The following is an 18,551-nucleotide window of genomic DNA, read 5'->3' as shown; positions in this document are numbered from 1 at the left end:
TCCCTCAGGCGTCGGGGGAGGCCTGGACCCATTCGACGAGCTGGATGACGACGCCGTTGGGGTCGGTCGTCTGGAAGAGGCGCTCGCCCCAGGGCTCTTCGCGCAGCGGCATGGTGATGGGCGCGCCTCCGCTTCGCAGTCGCTCCTCCTCCGCCGCGAGGTCGGTGACCGTGAAGGCGACGATCAGGCCGGACGCGCGCTGGTCGCGCTGCTCGGCCGGGAGGACCTCGATGCCCTGGCGGAGCAGCACGATGTCGACGGCGGCGTCGTCGCGGGTCAGGGACGCGAAGCCGTCGTCGGCCATGGCCACCCGGTAGCCGAGGTGGGTGGTGAAGAAGTCACGGGAGGCTTCCACATCGGCGACGGTCAGGGAAAGGGTGGAGACGGAGACGTTCACGGCAGCTCCTCGGCGGGGTTCGGGGCAGGGCGGGTTCGGGGCGGGGTGGGTCAGTAGGTGCGGCGCGGCGCCTGGTGCTGCGTGCGGACGGCCGTCCTGCGGCCGGTGCGGGGCAGGTCGCGCGTCAGGCGGCGGGTGGTGGGGGCCGGGCCGGTGCCCTGGGCGGCGGCGAGCTTGGCGGTGTCGATCCTTCGCATGCGGACTCTCTTTCGCTGAGGCGATTTTTGCGACGGACGTAACTTTACGTAGAGCGCACGAGATACGTCAAGCATAATTTTGCTACGGATGTAAGATTTCCTCATGGGTATCGAGACACCGGGACTCCGCGAGTCCAAGAAGCAGGAGACCAGGCAGCTGATCTCCGACCACGCCACCCGGCTCTTCATCGAGCAGGGCTTCGAGCAGACGACCATCGCCGAGATCGCCGCCGCGGCCCGGGTCGCCAAGAAGACGGTCACCAACTACTTCCCGCGCAAGGAGGACCTGGCCCTCGACCACCACGAGGAATTCACCGCGAGCCTGGCTCGCGCCGTCACCGGCCGGGCCGACGGCGAGTCCGCCCTCGCCGCGCTGCGCCGGGAGTTCGGCACCGCACTCGAGCGGCGCGACCCCGTCGCGGGCTTCGCCGGCCCGGAGTTCGCCCGCATGATCGCCGACAGCCCCACCCTCACCGCCCGGCTGCGCGACCTCCACGACCAGCGGGAGGAGGCCCTCGCCGCGGCCCTCGCGGACGCCGCCCCCGACGCGAGCCCGGCCATCGCCCCCCGGGCCGCCGCGGCCCTCCTCGCGGCCGCCCAGCGTCTGCTGTTCCAGCGCATCCAGGAACTCACCCTGGCCGGTCACCCCAACGACCGCATCGCGGCCACGGTGGCCCCGGAGGCGGCGCACGTCTTCGGCCTCCTCGCCGACTGCCTCGGCGACTTCCCCGCCGCGACGGCCTGACGGCTCCGCCCCGGGCGGGAAAACACGAAGGCCCCGGCCGGTTTCCCGGTCGGGGCGCGTAGCCCGTCGCCGACAGGCATCCGGTCGAACAGCGGCCGTGGTGTTCGACTTCGGCCTCCAGCCCCTCCTCGACGGGCTGGGGCCCGCCTGCGCGGCGCGACCGCCTGACGGCGCCCCGGGGTCGCCGGGAGGGTCCGGATGCGAGCCGGGGCCCCCGGGCCGATGCCTTTCATGCGCCTCACTCCTGCCTGGGGCCGAGATCCGCAAGCGCGGCTCCCAGTCGACGTGCCCCCTCGGTCAGCTCGGCGTGGTCGGCGGTGGCGGCGAACCCGACCCGCAGGTGAGCCGCCGGCGGCTCGGTGGCGAAGTAGCGGCTGCCGGCGCTCACGGCGACGCCGCGTTGCCGGGCGGCGTTCGTGAGCACGGTGTCGTCCACACCGGGCGGCAGGCGAACCCACAAGTGCAGTCCACCGGTGGGCAGCCCGGCCAGGGCCGCACCGGGTATCTCCTGGGTGATCGCGGCGGCCAGCATGCCGCACCGCTCCCTGAGCGCCGTGCCGAGGGACCGGACGTGCCGCTCCCAGGACGGGGAGCTGAGCACCTCCAGCGCTGCCTCCTGGAGTGGGCGGGTGACGAAGAAGTCGTCGACCAGGCGCACCGCCCGCATGCGCTCCATCACCGGCCCGCGGGCCACCAGCGCCCCGATCCGCAGGCTCGGTGCCGCGGGCTTGGTCAGGGAGGTCACGTGGACGACCGTGCCGTCGCGGTCGTCGGCCACCAGTGGTCGCGGCACCGGGCCGCCGTGTCCCAGGTGCCGCGCGAAATCGTCCTCGATCACGAACGCGCCCGAAGCGCGCGCCACATCGAGGATCTGGCTGCGCCGTTCGGGTGCCAGCACGGTGCCGGTCGGATTCTGGTAGGTCGGCTGGCAGTACAGCAGCCGTGCGCCGGTCATCGCGAACGCGTCGGCCAGCAGGTCGGGCCGTACGCCGTCGGCGTCGAGCGGTACCGGCACCGGCCGCAACCCCGCGGCGCGGGCCGCGGCCAGCGCCCGGGGATAGGTGGGTGACTCCACGAGGACCGGGCTGCCGGGCCCGGCGATGGCCCGGAACGCTATCGACAGCGCGCTCTGCCCGCCCGCGGTGACGAGCACGTCCTCCGGTGCCACACTGCCGCCGATGATGTGGGCGAACACGGTGCGCAGCTCCGGCAGACCGCCGGCCGGGGCGCGGTCCCAGGCGTCCGGACGGCGTGCCGCCCGCGCCAGCGCCGCGCTCAGGGCCCGGGTGGGCTGGAGCGAGCGGTGCACATAGCCGCCGTCCATGGTGATCGTCCCGGCCGGTGACGGTCCGAGCGGCTCGGCCATCAAGTGGGTGTCGACGGCGCGGTCGGTGAGGGCGACCGTCTGCCAGTCCGTGTCGACGGCAGCGGCTTCGTCGTGGAGCCGGGTGCGCTGCGCCACGTACGTCCCACTGCCCGGTCGGGTCACCACCGCGCCCTCGGCGGCCAGTGCGGCGATGGCCCGCGCCACGGTCGCGGGGCCGACCCGGTACTCCTTGATCAACTCCCGGCTGCTCGGCAGCCGGTCGCCGGGCGAAAGCCGGGAGAGCAGCGTACGGAGACTGTCGGCCAACTCACCAGAAGTGCTACCGTCATTCATGAGAGATGAGAATAGCGCTACTGGATCAGCTCGGGAAGCACTTCAGCTGGACGTCGCCGCCCTGCGGGCCGAAACCCCGGGGTGCCGGAAGGTCATCCACTTCAACAACGCGGGCTGTGGCCTGCTGGCAGCCCCGGTCCTCGACGTGATGGTCGGCCATCTGAACCTCGAGGCGCGGATGGGTGGTTACGAGGCGTCGGCCGCCCGGGCTGCCGAAGTCCGCGAGTTCTACACGGAGATCGCCGCCCTCATCAACGCCACGCCCGACAACATCGCCTTCGCGGGCAGCGCCACCCACGCCTACGCCAACGCCCTGTCCTCGATCCCGTTCGAGACCGACGACGTCATCCTCACCACCCGCGACGACTTCGTCTCCAACCAGATCGCCTTCCTGTCCCTGCGCAAGCGGTTCGGCGTACGCATCGTCCATGCGCCCGACGCACCCGAGGGCGGGGTCGATGTGGAGGCGATGGCCGCGCTGATGCGGACCCACCGCCCCCGCCTGGTGTCCGCCACCCATGTCCCCACCAACTCGGGTCTCGTCTCGCCGGTTGCCCGGATCGGCCGCCACTGCCGCGAGCTGGACCTGCTCTACCTGGTCGACGCCTGCCAGTCGGTGGGCCAGTTCGTCATCGACGTGGAAGAGATCGGCTGCGACCTCCTCACCGCCACCTGCCGCAAGTTCCTCCGCGGCCCGCGCGGCTCCGGATTCCTGTACGTCTCCGACCGCGTCCTGCGCGCGGGCTACGAACCGCTGTTCATCGACATGCACGGCGCACGCTGGACCGAGCCGGGCGGCTACGAGCCCGTGGGGACGGCGGCCCGGTTCGAGGAGTGGGAGTTCCCCTACGCCACGGTGCTCGGCAGCGCCGCCGCGACGCGCTACGCCCGCAAGGTCGGCATCGAGGCCATCGAGCAGCGCACACCGGCGCTCGCGGCCCGGCTGCGCGACCGGCTCGAAACCGTACCCGGGGTGCGCGTGCTCGACCGTGGCCCGCGCCTTGCCGCGCTCGTCACCTTCGGAGTGGAGGGCTGGCAGCCGCAGCCGTTCAAGGCAGCCATGGACGCCCGCGGCATCAACTCGGCACTCAGCTTCCGTGAGTTCGCCCAGTTCGACTTCGCGGACAAGGGCGTCGAATGGTGCCTGCGCCTGTCGCCGCACTACTACAACACCGAGGAGGAGGTGGACCATGTCGCCGACGCGGTCGCGGACCTCGCCGGCCAGGGACGGCGATGACCGCCGCGCAGACACGCACCGTGGAACCGCCGAAGGAAAGCCTCTGGCGCAACGGCGACTTCCTCAAGTTCTGGCTCGGCGAGTCACTCTCGCTCCTCGGCACCCAGGTCACGAACCTCGCCCTGCCGCTGACCGCGGTCACCGCCTTCGACGCCACCGACGAGCAGGTCGGTGTCCTGCGCTTCCTGCAACTCGTCCCCTACCTCGGTCTCGCCCTGGTCTTCGGGGTGTGGGTGGACCGGGCCCGGCGGCGACGGCTCATGCTCGGCGCCAACCTCGTCCGGATGGTCCTGCTGGCCCTCGTGCCCGTCCTGTACTGGACGGACGCGCTCAGCCTGGTCTCGCTGCTGGTGATCGCCTGCGCCGTCGGTGTCGCCTCGGTGCTGTTCGACGTGAGCTGGATGTCCTACGTGCCCACCCTGGTGCGCGATCCCCGGCACTACGTCGAAGCCGGCGCCAAGACGGGGATGAGCTCATCGGCGGCCGATGTGGCGGGACCCGGGCTCGCCGGTGTCCTGATCGGCGCCCTGACCGCACCCGTGGCGCTGATCGTGGACGCGTTCTCCTATCTGGTGTCCCTGGCCTCACTGCTGCTCATCCGCACCCCCGAGCCCCGCCCCCGGCCCTCGGCCGTACGCCGGCACCTGCCGACCGAGCTCCGGGACGGTCTGCGCTGGGTCCTGAAGAACCCGGTCCTGCGGTCCCTTGCGCTCATAGGGTTCTGCTGCAACTTCTCCATGGTCACCGTGTGGACGATGTTCCTGCTGTACGGAACACGTGACCTGCACCTGGCCCCGACGACCCTCGGCGGCATCTTCGCCACCGCCTCCGTGGGCGGAGTGATCGGCGCGGCGATCTCCCGGAAGGTCATCCGGCGCTTCCGGCTCGGGCTGGTCTACCTGGTCGCCCAGTCGGCCCTTCTCATCGGCCCGACGCTGATCGCCGTGGCCGCCGGCCCCCGGCCGGTGATGGTGGGGATGTTCGTCCTCTCCTTCTTCACCACCTATCTCGGACTCGGCGTCGCCGGCGTGATCATCGTCAGCCTGCGCCAGGCCGGCACCCCGCAGTCGATGACGGGCCGGATGACGGCGGTCTTCCGGACCCTGCTGTTCGGCGGCGGCGCACTCGGCGGCCTCTCGGCGGGCCTGCTGTCCGGCCGTATCGGCGCCCATGGCGCGCTGACCGCGGCGGCCATCGGATCCGCCGCCGTACTGATCGCACTCGTCCTGTCCCCGGTCAGCAGGCTCGGCGGTCTGCCGACGGCACCGGAAGAACCCGTCAGGGCGGCTGCGGACGGGCAGGCCGCAGGCTGAGGCGGAGAAACACGAAGGCCCCGGCCGGTTTCCCGGTCGGGGCCTTCGTTAGTGCCCGGTGAGGCACTGTGCGGAGGATACGAGATTCGAACTCGTGAGGGGTTGCCCCCAACACGCTTTCCAAGCGTGCGCCCTAGGCCACTAGGCGAATCCTCCGCCGCAAACAATACAAGACGTTGAGGGGTGCTCGCGAACACCTCCCTCGGAGGTGGGTGCCCGGGAGGGGTCGGGGGAGGGTTCGGGGGAGGGGAGGGCGCGAGCAGCGCCCGGGATCGGCTAGGCTGAGGGCAAGCCCCTCACGTGGCGCTATCTCACCTAACTCCCCCAGGGCCGGAAGGCAGCAAGGGTAAGTGGGCTCTGGCGGGTGCGTGGGGGGCCCTTGCGTTTCCCGGGGGGCCCGCGGCGGGCCCCGGGCAGGGGTCTGGGCTGTGATCGAGACCACTTGTCAGTGCGGCCCGATATCGTCGTAGGTGTGTCGTCCCTCGCGCTATACCGCCGCTACCGCCCCGAGTCCTTCGCAGAGGTCATCGGGCAGGAGCATGTCACCACCCCGTTGCAGCAGGCGCTGCGCAACAACAGGGTCAATCACGCGTATCTGTTCAGCGGTCCGCGCGGCTGTGGCAAGACGACCAGCGCGCGCATCCTCGCCCGCTGTCTGAACTGCGAGCAGGGCCCCACGCCCACGCCGTGCGGCGAGTGCCAGTCCTGCCAGGACCTCGCGCGCAACGGCCGCGGTTCCATCGATGTCATCGAGATCGACGCCGCGTCCCACGGTGGCGTGGACGACGCCCGTGAGCTGCGGGAGAAGGCCTTCTTCGGGCCCGCCTCCAGCCGCTACAAGATCTACATCATCGACGAGGCGCACATGGTCACCTCGGCGGGCTTCAACGCCCTGCTGAAGGTGGTCGAGGAGCCGCCGGAGCACCTCAAGTTCATCTTCGCGACCACCGAGCCCGAGAAGGTCATCGGCACGATCCGGTCGCGTACGCACCACTACCCGTTCCGGCTCGTCCCGCCCGGCACCCTGCGCGAATATCTGGGCGAGGTCTGCGGCCGCGAGGCGATCCCCGTCGAGGACGGCGTGCTGCCGCTGGTCGTGCGGGCCGGCGCCGGATCCGTGCGTGACTCGATGTCCGTGATGGACCAGCTGCTGGCCGGTGCCGCCGAGGACGGTGTGACATACGCCATGGCGACGTCCCTCCTCGGCTATACGGAGGGCTCGCTGCTCGACTCGGTGATCGACGCCTTCGCGGCCGCCGACGGCGGCGCGGCCTTCGAGGTCGTCGACCGCGTCATCGAGGGCGGCAACGACCCGCGCCGCTTCGTGGCGGACCTGCTGGAGCGGCTGCGTGATCTCGTGATCCTCGCCGCCGTGCCCGACGCCGTGGAGAAGGGGCTCATCGACGCCCCCGTCGACGTCGTGGAGCGCATGCAGGCGCAGGCGTCCGTCTTCGGTGCCGCCGAGCTGAGCCGCGCCGCCGACCTGGTCAACGAGGGCCTCACGGAGATGCGCGGAGCGACGTCCCCGCGGCTCCAGCTGGAGCTGATCTGCGCGCGGGTGCTGCTGCCCGCCGCCTTCGACGACGAGCGGTCCGTGCGGGCCCGGCTCGACAAGCTGGAGCGCGGTGCCCTCGCCGGTGCCTTCGTGAGTGCGCCGCAGGGCGGTCCCGCGATGGGATACGCCCCGGGGTCGCAGGCCCACGACCCGGCGGCTGCCTCCGGCCTCACCGGCCCCGCCGCCGCCCGCGCGGCGGTCTCCGGCGCGCCCGCCGCGGCCCCGGCCGCTCCCGTGGCCCCCGCTCCCGCCGCCGAGCCGCAGCCCGTACAGCCGCAGCCCGTGCAGGCCCAGCCTCAGGCCCCGGCCGCCCAGCCGCCCGCCGCCCCTGCGGCGGCCCCGGCCGGTGCCTGGCCCACCGCGGCCGTCGGCCCCGAGAGCGGCGCGGCGAATGGCACGGCGAGCGGCGGCAAGCCCGGAGCCTGGCCGTCCGCTGCCACGCCCGCCGCTCCCGCCTCGTCCGCACCACCGGCCGCGGCCGCCCCGGCGACTCAGGCCGGTGCCTGGCCCTCCGCCGCTGCCCCCGGGCAGGCGCCGTCCGCCCCCGCCCCGGCGGCGGCCCCGGCCGCGTCCGGTGGCTCGTACGGCCAGCAGCCGCCGCAGAGCGGTGACCCCGCCCAGGTGCGGCAGATGTGGCCGGACATCCTGGAGGCGGTCAAGAACCGCCGCCGTTTCACGTGGATCCTGCTCAGCCAGAACGCCCAGGTCGTCGGCTTCGACGGCAGCACGGTCCAGGTCGGCTTCTCCAACGCGGGAGCGCGCGACAGCTTCGCCAACAGCGGCAGCGAGGACGTGCTCCGCCAGGCGCTCAGCGACGCGCTCGGCGTGCAGTGGAAGGTCGAGCTGGTCGTCGATCCCTCCGGCGGCGGCAGCGCGCCCGGCGGTGGCTTCGGGGGCGGCCCGGGCGGCTTCGGCGGGCCGGGCGGCGGCTTCGGCTCTGCCGGTACCCCGGGTGCCTCCAGCGGCTTCTCGGGCGGCTTCTCCGGCGGTCAGGGCGGTGCTCCCGCCGCGCCCCGGCCGGCGCAGGCCGCTGCCGCGGCCCCCGCGGCCCCGCCCGCCGCTCCCGCCCCGCAGGCGCGTCAGGCCCCGGCAGGGCCCTCGGCGGGGCAGTTCCAGCCGTCCCAGCCGCAGCGGGAGCCCGAGCCGCCGCATGTCGCGATCGAGGACGACATGCCCGCCGAGGACGACCCGGATCTCGACGACACCGCGCTGACCGGCCACGATCTGATCGTGCGCGAGCTGGGCGCGACCGTCATCGAGGAGATCGCCAACGAGTAGCCGGCGCGTGGGAGCCCGGGCCGACGGACTGCGGGCGACGCGATGGCGCCGCCCGCGCCCCCGGGCGCTCCCGGACTTCTTCCGACGGCGTAGGGCGCGGCGCGCGACGAGCACGTAGGCTCGGGCTACCGAAGCAATCGTCGTCGACAGCCAGGAGCGAACCCGTGATTCCCGGTGGTGGCCAGCCGAACATGCAGCAGCTGCTCCAGCAGGCCCAGAAGATGCAGCAGGACCTCGCCGCGGCCCAGGAGGAGCTGGCTCGGACCCCGGTCGAGGGCACGGCGGGCGGTGGCCTGGTGAAGGCCACGGTCACCGGCGCCGGCGAGCTCCAGGCACTGGTCATCGACCCCAAGGCCGTGGACCCCGAGGACACCGAGACCCTCGCGGACCTCGTCCTCGCCGCGGTGCGCGACGCCAACGCCACCGCCCAGCAGCTGCAGCAGCAGAAGCTGGGCCCGCTCGCCCAGGGCCTGGGCGGCGGCGGCATCCCCGGTCTGCCGTTCTGAGACCGGCCGGTGGCGGACCGCCCGTAACCGGCGAGCCGCAACCGCTGAAACACCCTTAACCGAAGAAGCGCAGAAGGAGAATCCGATCCGTGTATGAAGGCGTGGTCCAGGACCTCATCGACGAGTTGGGCAGGCTGCCCGGCGTCGGTCCCAAGAGCGCGCAGCGGATCGCCTTCCACATCCTCCAGGCCGAGCCGGCCGACGTCCGCCGGCTCGCCCACGCACTGACCGAGGTCAAGGCGAAGGTCCGGTTCTGTGTGGTCTGCGGCAATGTGGCGCAGGAGGAGCGGTGCCGGGTCTGTTCCGACCCGCGCCGCGATCTTGCGGTGATCTGCGTCGTGGAGGAGTCCAAGGACGTCGTCGCAATCGAGCGGACGCGGGAATTCCGCGGTCGCTATCACGTGCTCGGCGGGGCGATCAGCCCCATCGAGGGCGTGGGCCCGGACGACCTGCGGATCCGTGAGCTGCTGGCGCGGCTCGCGGACGGCACGGTCACCGAGCTGATCCTGGCCACCGACCCCAATCTTGAGGGTGAGGCCACGGCCACGTACCTCGCGCGCATGGTGAAGCCCATGGGTTTGAAGGTCACGAGGCTGGCCAGTGGTCTGCCTGTGGGTGGAGATCTGGAATATGCCGACGAGGTCACGCTCGGGCGTGCCTTCGAAGGGAGACGACTTCTCGATGTCTGACGCAACGCTTCACGACGCCAAGCGCGATCCGGACGATTTCGCGGTCCAGATCGCGGACTCGATCGAGAGCTTCATCGTGGCCGTCGCCGAGGTGTCCCGAGGCGACGAGCCCGACAGTGCCGTTCCCTTCCTGCTGCTGGAGGTCTCCCAGCTCATCCTGACCGGCGGTCGGCTGGGCGCCCACGAGGACTTCCTGCCGGACGAGCGGTACGAACCGGACGTGGGCCCGGAGCCGGACGTCGACGAGCTGCGCGAGCGGTTCGCGAGGCTGCTGGACCCGGTCGACGTCTATTCGGAGGTGTTCGACCCGTACGTGCCGCGCAGCGCGCCCGTCGCGTGCCGGATCTCGGACGACCTCGCCGACATCATCACCGACCTGCGGCACGGCATGGCGCACTATCGCGACGGCCGGGTCAGCGAGGCGCTGTGGTGGTGGCAGTTCTCCTACCTGTCGAACTGGGGCCCGACCGCCACCGCCGCGCTGCGGGCGCTGCAGTCGCTCGTCGCGCACGTACGTCTGGACCAGCCGCTGGACGAGCTGGGCGGGCTGGACACGGACGACGCCGCGGCGGAGGAGCAGCTGGCCGAGGAGGCGGGCAAGGTCATGGCGGCCGAGATCGCGGGCCCGCTGGGACTGCGCTCGATCTGAGCCGGTTGCTGGTAGCCGGAGCCCGGGAGCCTGGAGTCAGGGGCCCGGGTGCCGGAAGTCGGGAGCCCGGGAGCCGGAGAACGGCGACCGGGCGGCGGCCCGGCGTGTGACCTGGCTTACGTTCCCGTGTGCGCTCCGGCGATACGGGCAGGGACCGTCGCGGAACGGGCGCGGCCGGGTGCGACAGGGACGTCGCACGGCCTGCCGCGCCGGTCATGTGGTGAGCATGGTGTCTCACCATGTGATATTGGCGAGGTGGATTCGGCCTGCTCGTTAGACTGAGTCGACCTCATTACATATAGCTGCGAGGAGCGCACGTGGGCCTTGTCGTGCAGAAGTACGGAGGCTCCTCCGTTGCCGATGCCGAAGGCATCAAGCGGGTCGCCAAGCGAATCGTGGAAGCCAAGAAGAACGGCCACCAGGTGGTCGTCGTGGTTTCCGCGATGGGTGACACGACGGACGAGTTGATCGATCTCGCCGCGCAGGTTTCGCCGATCCCTGCCGGGCGCGAGTTCGACATGCTGCTGACCGCCGGAGAGCGTATCTCCATGGCGCTGCTGGCGATGGCGATCAAAAACCTCGGTCACGAGGCACAGTCGTTCACCGGGAGCCAGGCCGGAGTCATCACCGACTCGGTCCACAACAAAGCGCGGATCATCGATGTCACGCCGGGCCGCATCCAGCAGTCCGTCGACGCGGGCAACATCGCGATCGTGGCCGGTTTCCAGGGTGTGTCCCAGGACAAGAAGGACATCACCACCCTGGGCCGCGGCGGTAGCGACACCACCGCCGTCGCGCTGGCCGCGGCGCTGAACGCCGAGGTGTGCGAGATCTACACCGACGTCGACGGGGTCTTCACCGCCGATCCGCGGGTCGTGAAGAAGGCCCGGAAGATCGAGTGGATCTCGTTCGAGGACATGCTGGAGCTGGCGAGCTCCGGGTCCAAGGTGCTGCTGCACCGCTGCGTCGAGTACGCACGCCGTTACAACATCCCGATCCACGTGCGCTCGTCCTTCTCGGGGCTCAAGGGCACATGGGTCAGCAACGAACCGCAAGGGGACCAGCCGATGGAGCAGGCGATCATCTCGGGGGTTGCCCACGACACGTCCGAGGCGAAGGTCACGGTCGTCGGGGTGCCGGACAAGCCGGGCGAGGCCGCGACGATCTTCCGCGCGATCGCGGACGCCGAGATCAACATCGACATGGTCGTGCAGAACGTCTCGGCCGCGTCCACCGGTCTGACCGACATCTCCTTCACGCTGCCGAAGACCGAGGGCCGCAAGGCCATCGCGGCGCTGGAGAAGACGAAGGCCGGCATCGGCTTCGACTCGCTGCGCTACGACGACCAGATCGCCAAGATCTCGCTGGTCGGCGCCGGGATGAAGACCAACCCCGGGGTCACGGCGACGTTCTTCGAGGCGCTGTCGGACGCCGGCGTGAACATCGAGCTGATCTCGACCTCCGAGATCCGCATCTCGGTCGTCACCCGTGCCGACGATGTGAACGAAGCGGTGCGCGCCGTGCACACGGCCTTCGGCCTGGACACCGACAGCGACGAGGCGGTCGTCTACGGGGGCACCGGTCGATGACCGACGGCCATGCGGCCCGTACCGCGCGTACGGGCCGTAAGCCCACCCTCGCCGTCGTCGGCGCGACCGGCGCCGTCGGTACGGTCATGCTCGAGATCCTGTCGCAGCGCGAGGACGTCTGGGGCGAGATCCGTCTCGTCGCGTCCCCGCGCTCGGCGGGGCGGAAGCTGACCGTCCGGGGCGAGGAGGTCGAGGTCGTCGCGCTGAGCGAGGAGGCCTTCGAGGGCGTCGACGTCGCGATGTTCGACGTGCCCGACGAGGTCTCCGCGCGCTGGGCGCCGATCGCCGCCGCCAAGGGCGCGGTCGCCGTGGACAACTCCGGCGCCTTCCGGATGGATCCGGACGTGCCGCTGGTGGTGCCCGAGGTGAACGCGCACGCGGCGCGGATGCGGCCGCGCGGGATCATCTCCAACCCCAACTGCACCACCCTGTCGATGATCGTGGCGATGGGGGCCCTGCACGCCGAGTTCGGGCTGAGCGAGCTGATCGTCTCCTCGTACCAGGCGGCCTCCGGCGCGGGCAAGGACGGCGTCGACACCCTGCGCGCGCAGCTCGCGGCCGTCGTCGGCACGGAGCTGGGCACGCAGCCCGGCGATGTGCGGCGCGCGGTCGGCGACACGACGGGGCCGTTCCCGGCCCCGCTGGCATTGAACGTCGTGCCGTGGGCCGGTTCGCTCAAGGAGGACGGCTGGTCCTCCGAGGAGCTCAAGGTCCGCAACGAATCCCGCAAGATCCTCGGGCTGCCGGACCTGCGGGTCACCGCGACCTGTGTCCGGGTCCCGGTCATCACCACGCACTCGCTGACCGTGCACGCGCGGTTCGAGAACGAGGTGACGGTCGACCAGGCGCACGAGATCCTGGCCAACGCGCCGGGGGTCGTGCTCTTCGACAATCCGGCCGAGGGCGAATTCCCCACGCCCGCCGATGTGGTGGGCACCGACCCGACGTGGGTCGGCCGGGTACGGCGCTCGCTGGACGACCCGAATGCGCTCGAACTCTTCGTCTGCGGCGACAATCTACGCAAGGGCGCGGCCCTCAACACCGCCCAGATCGCAGAAGTCGTGGCGGCGGAGCTGACGGCCCCGTAATACTTGGGGGACGTGTGAAGGTCCTGTGATCAAGTCGTTGGTCCGGACCTCTTGAACTGGGCAGACGATCTGTTCGACGATTCGCTCCCCGCCCACTGCAACCACAGCAGGGCGGGGAGCGTCTTTGTTGCCGTCTCTCGCGGCGGTACCAAAATCGGGGTATTCGGGAAGAGCTGGTACGCATGAGGGCATATGGCGCATCGTCGTTCGGCGCATCGTCAAACGCGGTGCCTTGCGCGTACAACCCTGACGGGGGGAAGCGTGTCCAACAGGCGTGGCAGAGGTCATCAGCATCGCAACCGCCCCGAGGCGGAGCAGCGCCGCAGCGCGCCCGCGTTCGCGCACGTCGGGTGGCATGCCGGTGATCGCTCCCTGGTCCGCCGCCCGCCCCGCGCAGATACCCCCGCAGCGTGGGGACGCTGACGAGGCGATGGCTGCGGGCACCACAGTCGACCACCTCACCGAGACCTACCGCGCCCACTACCGGTCGCTGCTCGGCCTCGCTGCCCTGCTCCTGGACGACACCGCCTCCTGTGAGGACGTGGTGCAGGAAGCCTTCATACGGGTGCATTCCGCACGCAACCGGGTTCGCGACCCGGAAAAGACCCTCGCCTATTTGCGGCAGACTGTCGTCAATCTGTCCCGCTCCGCGCTTCGCCGCCGCATTCTCGGGCTGAAGCTGCTCTCCAAGCCGATGCCCGATATGGCGAGCGCGGAAGAGGGCGCGTACGAACAGCTGGAGCGCGACCAATTGATTCAAGCGATGCGTGGACTGCAGCGCCGCCAGCGCGAGGTCCTGGTTCTGCGCTACTTCGCCGACATGACCGAGGTGCAGGTCGCGGAGACGCTGGGCCTTTCGCTCGGCTCGGTCAAGGCGTACGGCTCGCGGGGCATCGCGGCGCTGCGCGTCGCCATGGAGGCCCCGGCATGAACCACCACTTCCCGGGCGGTCGCCGGAACCAGGACGTCCGTAAGGATCAGGAGCCTGGCCAGGACCAACAGCAGCACCAGGACTGTCGTATCGGCCAGATCGATGAGGGCGCCGGTGAGGGCCAGGCCGGTGAGGGCCGGCTCGGCCAGGCCGGTCAGCTCGGCCCGGTCGGTCACCTCGATCAGGGCTTCGGCACGGGTACGGCGGCCGAAGGCGGCGTGAGCGACGGCGACATGGCCGCCGGCGACGTCGACGAGCAGGCGCTGCGCCGGCTGCTGCACGGCGCCGTCGACGACCTCGAGCCTTCCGCCGACGCGCTGGAGCATCTGCGGCGTGCCGTCCCCGCCCGGCGTACGCGGCGTCGGCAGGTCGTCGTCGGCGTGGCGGCGGCCGTGATCCTCGGGGGTACGGCCATGCCCGCGCTCCTGCGCGTCGCCACCACCGTCGGCACCGCCGACGACCGTCCGGCGAACGCCGCGAGCAGCCAGCAGACCGATGAGGGCACCGCCGAGGGGCGGCGCAGCGGCGGCGGGGAGGGCCGCGAGCCCGAGGAGGGCTCCTCTCACCCGGCCGACCGCAAGGACGAGGAGCACAAGGAGGAGCGCAAGGGAGAGGACGCCCGCCCCGAAAGCCACGCGGGCGGCGCCCCTGGCGGTCCCCTTCCCGGACCCACCAGCACTCTCGCCGCGACCTCGCCGACCTGCGACCGCAACCAGCTCGGCAACGGCGCGGGCAGCGTCGGCGCGGCCGACCGTGAAGGCCGCGTCTACGGCTCCTTCCGCGTCGTCAACGTCTCCCACGCCGTGTGCACGGTGGGCGGGCCGGGCGCCGTCGACGTCGCCGGGCAGGGCAGCGCCGAGACCTCCCGCGTCTCCGTCGTGGACCACACGGCCGGCGACGCCGCGACCGGGCTGCCCGACCCGTCCACCGAGCCCAGCGAGGTGATCCTCCAGCCCGGCCAGGCCTACGAGGTCAAGTTCGCCTGGATCCCGGCGTCCGGCGGCGGTCCGAGCGGTTGCGCCAACGGCGGGGGCGGCGCCTCCCCGTCGCCCGCCGCGAGCACCCCCCCGGCCTCCGGCACCACGGCCATGGACCAGCCGACCGGCCAGGACACCCCTGAGCCGAAGCCGCCGGCGAGCGTCGTGGTCAGCCACACCCCGGACACCGGGGAGCCCGCCGCCGCGGACGCGAAGATCAACGACGCCTGCGCCGGCACGGTCTACCGCACCGGCCCGCTCGGCACCAAGCCGTAGCCCGCGCCCACGGGGCCGGTTCGAGCGAGGCGTTCCTCCGGTCGATCAGCCGGCCGGGTCGGGCGGGCCCGGGGAACCGGGAGCGGGGCCCGGCGGAGCGGTCCGGCCCGGAACGGGAGGGGCCGGTGCCGCCCGGCGGATCGATGCCCGTACCGTGGTGGTGTGTATCGGTTCCTGCTGACTCCCCGCTGGTGGGGGATCAACGTCTTCGCCGTGCTGGCCATCCCCGTGTGTCTGTTCATGGGCAGCTGGCAGCTCGGCCGCTTCGAATCGCGCGTCGACTCGCACCGTGAACAGCAGACGCAGGCCGACAACGCCCGCACCGCCGCCGCCGAGCCGCTGCACGACCTGCTGCCGGTGAGCACCGAGACCTCCGGCCGTCAGGCCACGGCGACCGGCCGCTACGACACCGCGCACCAGCTGCTCGTGCCGGACCGGGACCTCGAGGACCGCAGGGGCTTCTACGTCCTGACCCTGCTCCGGACCGACGGTGGCAAGGCCCTGCCCGTCGTGCGGGGCTGGCTGCCCGGCGACGCGAACTCCCGGGCCGACGCCGCCAAGGTGCCCGCCCCGCCCGCCGGCCAGGTCACCGTGACCGGCGCGCTCCAGTCCTCGGAGACCGTCGGCTCCAAGGGCGTACGGGCACGCGGCGGCCTGCCCCAGGGGCAGCTCGGTGTGATCAGCGCGGCTTCGCTGGTCAACCTCGTGCCGTACCAGGTGTACGACGCGTGGATCACCGCACCCAAGGCATCGGGCGCCATGATCCCGGTGCCCCCGTCCGCGGCCCCCGGCAGCGGCCTCGACCTCAAGGCCTTCCAGAACCTCGGCTACACCGGCGAGTGGTTCGCCGTCGCCGGCTTCGTCGTCTTCATGTGGTTCCGGCTGTTCCGCCGGGAGACGGAAGCCGCCCGGGACCTGGCGCTCGGCATCACCCCCGAGGACCCGGACGGTCCGGATCGCCCGGACGGTCCGACCCGGCCGGACGGCTCAGATGACGCTCCGCAAAAGCGATCTCCAGCCGAAGCTGCTTGATCCGCTCCTCCACCACCAGCGAGCCGTGCCCCGCGTCATAGCGGTACACCTCGTGCGGATGGCCACGCTCCGTCAGCCGGTCCACGTAGTTCTCGACCTGCTGGATCGGGCAGCGCGGGTCGTTCATGCCCGCGGAGATGTAGACCGGGGCCCGGACGTCGTCGACGTACGTCAGCGGTGACGACGCGGCGTAGCGCTCCGGCACCTCCTCCGGGGTGCCGCCCAGCAACGTGCGGTCCAGGGCCTTCAGCGCCTCCATCTCGTCGTGATACGCCGTCACATAGTCCGCCACGGGGACCGCCGCGAGCCCGAGCGCCCAGGCGTCCGGCTGGGTGCCGAGGCCCAGCAGCGTCAGATATCCGCCCCACGAGCCGCCCGCCAGGACCAGCCGGTCCGGGTCCGCGAGCCCGCTCGCCACGGCCCAGTCCCGCACCGCCGCGATGTCCTCCAGCTCGATCAGCCCCACCCGGTGCTTGAGCGCGTCCGTCCACGCCCGGCCGTAGCCGGTCGACCCGCGGTAGTTGACCCGCACGACCGCGAAACCGTGGTCCACCCAGGCCGCCGGACCCGCGGCGAAGGCATCGCTGTCGTGCCAGGTCGGGCCGCCGTGGATGTCGAAGACGGTCGGGAACGGCCCCTCGCCCGCGGGCTTCTGCACCAGCGCGTGCACATCGCCGCCCGGCCCCGGCACCCACGCGTCGCTGACCGGCACCGAGTCCGGGGCGCTGCCCACCCCGTGGGCCGGCGCCGGCGGGTCCAGCACGACCCGCCCACTCGTGGACCGCACCACCGGCGGCTTCGCGGCCGAGGACCACAGGAACTCCACCGTCCCGTCCGGACGCGGCAGCGCCCCGGACACCGTGCCCTCGGGCGTCTCCAGCCGGGTCAGCTCACCGCTCCCCAGCTCGTACCGCCACAGCTCGCTGCGCGCCTGGTAGCTGTGCTCGATCAGCAGGGCGGAGCCGTCCGGATACCAGTCCGCGCCCAGGTCGCCGGGCAGCTCGACGGCGAGCGTCGTCTCCTCGCCCGTCACCGGGTCCCACAGCAGGGGCTCCCAGCGGCCGCGCCGCTGGTGCCCGACGAGCAGCCGGGAGTCCCCGTCGACCGGCGCGAAGCCCATGGCGGACAGGCCCAGCTCCTCGGTGCCGCCCCGGGTGTCGTCCAGCTCGGCGACGGCCGTGCCGTCCGCCCGGACGACACGGATCGCCGAGTGCATGGCGTCGCCGTGCTCGGTGTGCTCGATCGCGATCAGAGTGCCGTCGTGGGACAGATCACCGACGCCCGCGGACTCCGTGTGGCGGTAGATCTCCACGGGCTCGGCCCCGGGCCGCACGACGTGGACCGTCGAGCCCCCCTTGTCCGTGGACCGCCCCACGACGGCCGTGCCGTCCCGGCCGAGGGCCAGCCCGTCGGGGTAGGAGGGATCGAGGCCGGGCGTCGCGGGCTCGTCCGGCCCGCCGTGGAAGGGCTGCCGCATCCAGACGCCGAACTCGTCGCCGTCCTTGTCCGAGAACCACCAGATCCACTCGCCGTCCGGGGAGAGCAGGCCGCCCGTCGTGCCGTTCGGCCGGTCGGTCGCCTGCCGCTGCGCGCCCGTCGCCCGGTCCCACGCGTACAGCTCGAAGGTGCCCGTCACGTTCGACGTGAACAGCGACCGGTCCGGGGCGTCCTCCGCCCACCTCGGCAGCCCCACCCGCGGCGCCCGGAAGCGCCTCTCCCAATCCGGCATGGACCCGTCGGCCCGCATGGACCCGTCGCCCCGCTGGGGCCCGTTGCTCTCAGTCATGCCCCCCATTCTGCGCCGAACGGGCGACAACGTGCCCGTGAGTGCCGCAGCCTGTGGATAACTCCTCGGCGCCGAGCCGCGCCGTGGCGAGCCGACCGGTTGAGGGAGCGGGCAGCGGGGGCCAGCCCCGGTGTGTACGTGCCGTGTCAACGGCCCCGGCACGTACACACCGGGGCCGCCCTTCCAGGTCGTTGCACATGAGAGTGCGCGGACCCACTTCCCATGCTACGCCTGGGGCGATTTCCCGGCAGGCTGCTTTCCTGCGTACCGATACGGAAAGCAGCCCCTCAGCCGCGCTGCTCCTCCTCGGCCTCCATGAGCCGAATTCCCTGGTGCGTCAGCGTGACCATCGCGGGGGTATTGCCCGTCGCCCAGTCGACCGCGATCAAGCCTTCGCCGACCAGATAGGTGCAGGCGGCAGCCAGGTCCTCTTCGTGGACATCGAGATCGTCGCGCAGCTTTGCCCCGGTGACACCCAGGAGACGGTTTCCTTCCGTGGTTTCGTACAGGGCCTGCAAGACCATCTCGCGGTAGTGCTTCCGCTCGCGCAGTGTTGCCATGTCTGCCGCCTTCTCCATGTCCGGCGTCGGCATGCGAGATATCCGGCGTCGCCATGCGAGCCATGGATCCGTCAGCCAGGTGCCCC

General features: G+C 71.8%; 17 protein-coding genes, 1 tRNA gene and 1 other RNA gene. 13 read left to right on the top strand and 6 right to left on the bottom strand.

Annotated elements, in window-relative coordinates; translation table 11 throughout:
- Nucleotides 1-4 precede the first annotated feature (4 nt).
- Together FHS38_RS33815 and FHS38_RS33810 are read right to left on the bottom strand one after the other, a co-directional pair.
- Nucleotides 5-397: a VOC family protein gene (locus FHS38_RS33815; protein WP_184740262.1), complete on the bottom strand. Its 393-nt coding sequence runs from the start codon at nt 395-397 to the stop codon at nt 5-7.
- 50 nt (nt 398-447) lie between these two features.
- Nucleotides 448-594, bottom strand: a complete 147-nt coding sequence (locus FHS38_RS33810; protein ID WP_184740260.1) for a hypothetical protein — start codon at nt 592-594, stop codon at nt 448-450.
- Nucleotides 595-697: 103 nt separating this feature from the next.
- On the opposite strand from FHS38_RS33810, the gene FHS38_RS33805 reads away from it, so the two are divergent.
- Entirely contained in the window at nt 698-1,339 is a 642-nt protein-coding gene (locus FHS38_RS33805; protein WP_184740259.1) for a TetR/AcrR family transcriptional regulator, read from the top strand.
- A gap of 238 nt (nt 1,340-1,577) precedes the next feature.
- Here FHS38_RS33805 and FHS38_RS33800 read toward each other — a convergent pair whose 3' ends face one another.
- The gene (locus tag FHS38_RS33800) at nt 1,578-2,999 is read right to left on the bottom strand and encodes an aminotransferase-like domain-containing protein (protein WP_184740257.1); all 1,422 of its coding nucleotides are present in this window, start codon (nt 2,997-2,999) and stop codon (nt 1,578-1,580) included.
- On the opposite strand from FHS38_RS33800, the gene FHS38_RS33795 reads away from it, so the two are divergent.
- Nucleotides 2,998-4,236: an aminotransferase class V-fold PLP-dependent enzyme gene (locus FHS38_RS33795; protein WP_184740255.1), complete on the top strand. Its 1,239-nt coding sequence runs from the start codon at nt 2,998-3,000 to the stop codon at nt 4,234-4,236. The genes FHS38_RS33800 and FHS38_RS33795 overlap by 2 nt on opposite strands.
- A complete protein-coding gene (locus FHS38_RS33790) occupies nt 4,233-5,549 on the top strand; it encodes an MFS transporter (protein ID WP_184740252.1) in 1,317 nt (438 codons plus the stop codon). The genes FHS38_RS33795 and FHS38_RS33790 overlap by 4 nt, the downstream gene beginning before the upstream one ends.
- 71 nt (nt 5,550-5,620) lie before the next feature.
- Here the strand turns inward: FHS38_RS33790 and FHS38_RS33785 are convergent.
- Nucleotides 5,621-5,705: transfer RNA gene (locus tag FHS38_RS33785), tRNA-Ser, on the bottom strand.
- A 132-nt stretch (nt 5,706-5,837) separates the two neighbouring features.
- On the opposite strand from FHS38_RS33785, the gene ffs reads away from it, so the two are divergent.
- From ffs to FHS38_RS33735, 10 genes are all read left to right on the top strand, one after another.
- Nucleotides 5,838-5,932: signal recognition particle sRNA small type (ffs, locus tag FHS38_RS33780), an RNA gene on the top strand.
- Nucleotides 5,933-6,021: 89 nt separating this feature from the next.
- On the top strand, nt 6,022-8,382 hold the full coding sequence (locus FHS38_RS33775) for a DNA polymerase III subunit gamma and tau (protein ID WP_184740250.1): 2,361 nt from the start codon (nt 6,022-6,024) through the stop codon (nt 8,380-8,382).
- 164 nt (nt 8,383-8,546) lie between these two features.
- Nucleotides 8,547-8,888 (top strand): YbaB/EbfC family nucleoid-associated protein, encoded by a 342-nt coding sequence (locus FHS38_RS33770; RefSeq protein ID WP_130878401.1) that lies wholly within the window; start codon nt 8,547-8,549, stop codon nt 8,886-8,888.
- An 89-nt stretch (nt 8,889-8,977) separates the two neighbouring features.
- Nucleotides 8,978-9,577, top strand: a complete 600-nt coding sequence (recR, locus tag FHS38_RS33765; protein WP_130878400.1) for a recombination mediator RecR — start codon at nt 8,978-8,980, stop codon at nt 9,575-9,577.
- A complete protein-coding gene (locus FHS38_RS33760) occupies nt 9,570-10,226 on the top strand; it encodes a DUF5063 domain-containing protein (RefSeq protein WP_184740248.1) in 657 nt (218 codons plus the stop codon). Before recR ends, FHS38_RS33760 begins: the two co-directional genes overlap by 8 nt.
- A gap of 317 nt (nt 10,227-10,543) precedes the next feature.
- On the top strand, nt 10,544-11,815 hold the full coding sequence (locus FHS38_RS33755) for an aspartate kinase (protein WP_184740246.1): 1,272 nt from the start codon (nt 10,544-10,546) through the stop codon (nt 11,813-11,815).
- On the top strand, nt 11,812-12,903 hold the full coding sequence (locus tag FHS38_RS33750) for an aspartate-semialdehyde dehydrogenase (protein ID WP_184740244.1): 1,092 nt from the start codon (nt 11,812-11,814) through the stop codon (nt 12,901-12,903). The genes FHS38_RS33755 and FHS38_RS33750 overlap by 4 nt, the downstream gene beginning before the upstream one ends.
- A 355-nt stretch (nt 12,904-13,258) precedes the next feature.
- The gene (locus FHS38_RS33745; RefSeq protein ID WP_184740235.1) at nt 13,259-13,834 is read left to right on the top strand and encodes a SigE family RNA polymerase sigma factor; all 576 of its coding nucleotides are present in this window, start codon (nt 13,259-13,261) and stop codon (nt 13,832-13,834) included.
- Nucleotides 13,831-15,087 carry a hypothetical protein gene (locus FHS38_RS33740; protein ID WP_184740233.1) on the top strand — a complete coding sequence of 419 codons (1,257 nt, stop codon included), beginning with the start codon at nt 13,831-13,833 and terminating at the stop codon, nt 15,085-15,087. Before FHS38_RS33745 ends, FHS38_RS33740 begins: the two co-directional genes overlap by 4 nt.
- Before the next feature lie 162 nt (nt 15,088-15,249).
- Entirely contained in the window at nt 15,250-16,119 is an 870-nt protein-coding gene (locus FHS38_RS33735) for an SURF1 family protein (protein ID WP_184740231.1), read from the top strand.
- Here the strand turns inward: FHS38_RS33735 and FHS38_RS33730 are convergent.
- Together FHS38_RS33730 and FHS38_RS33725 are read right to left on the bottom strand one after the other, a co-directional pair.
- On the bottom strand, nt 16,016-17,905 hold the full coding sequence (locus FHS38_RS33730) for a S9 family peptidase (protein WP_373301879.1): 1,890 nt from the start codon (nt 17,903-17,905) through the stop codon (nt 16,016-16,018). The two genes, FHS38_RS33735 and FHS38_RS33730, sit on opposite strands and share 104 nt — an antisense overlap.
- A 287-nt stretch (nt 17,906-18,192) precedes the next feature.
- Nucleotides 18,193-18,465 (bottom strand): hypothetical protein, encoded by a 273-nt coding sequence (locus FHS38_RS33725; protein WP_184740291.1) that lies wholly within the window; start codon nt 18,463-18,465, stop codon nt 18,193-18,195.
- Between the last annotated feature and the right edge of the window lie 86 nt (nt 18,466-18,551).

It is taken from the genome of Streptomyces netropsis (genome assembly GCF_014203545.1).
In the GTDB taxonomy this organism is placed as follows: domain Bacteria; phylum Actinomycetota; class Actinomycetes; order Streptomycetales; family Streptomycetaceae; genus Streptomyces; species Streptomyces netropsis.
This window is presented reverse-complemented; position numbering and strand designations above follow the sequence as displayed.

What these genes read in the sequence shown, in the direction of transcription:
- FHS38_RS33810 (WP_184740260.1), bottom strand. Translation starts at nt 594, where the DNA reads ATGCGAAGGATCGACACCGCCAAGCTCGCCGCCGCCCAGGGCACCGGC.
- FHS38_RS33805 (WP_184740259.1), top strand. Translation starts at nt 698, where the DNA reads ATGGGTATCGAGACACCGGGACTCCGCGAGTCCAAGAAGCAGGAGACC.
- FHS38_RS33795 (WP_184740255.1), top strand. Translation starts at nt 2,998, where the DNA reads ATGAGAGATGAGAATAGCGCTACTGGATCAGCTCGGGAAGCACTTCAG.
- FHS38_RS33800 (WP_184740257.1), bottom strand. Translation starts at nt 2,999, where the DNA reads ATGAATGACGGTAGCACTTCTGGTGAGTTGGCCGACAGTCTCCGTACG.
- FHS38_RS33790 (WP_184740252.1), top strand. Translation starts at nt 4,233, where the DNA reads ATGACCGCCGCGCAGACACGCACCGTGGAACCGCCGAAGGAAAGCCTC.
- FHS38_RS33760 (WP_184740248.1), top strand. Translation starts at nt 9,570, where the DNA reads ATGTCTGACGCAACGCTTCACGACGCCAAGCGCGATCCGGACGATTTC.
- FHS38_RS33750 (WP_184740244.1), top strand. Translation starts at nt 11,812, where the DNA reads ATGACCGACGGCCATGCGGCCCGTACCGCGCGTACGGGCCGTAAGCCC.
- FHS38_RS33745 (WP_184740235.1), top strand. Translation starts at nt 13,259, where the DNA reads ATGCCGGTGATCGCTCCCTGGTCCGCCGCCCGCCCCGCGCAGATACCC.
- FHS38_RS33740 (WP_184740233.1), top strand. Translation starts at nt 13,831, where the DNA reads ATGAACCACCACTTCCCGGGCGGTCGCCGGAACCAGGACGTCCGTAAG.
- FHS38_RS33730 (WP_373301879.1), bottom strand. Translation starts at nt 17,905, where the DNA reads ATGACTGAGAGCAACGGGCCCCAGCGGGGCGACGGGTCCATGCGGGCC.
- FHS38_RS33725 (WP_184740291.1), bottom strand. Translation starts at nt 18,465, where the DNA reads ATGGCAACACTGCGCGAGCGGAAGCACTACCGCGAGATGGTCTTGCAG.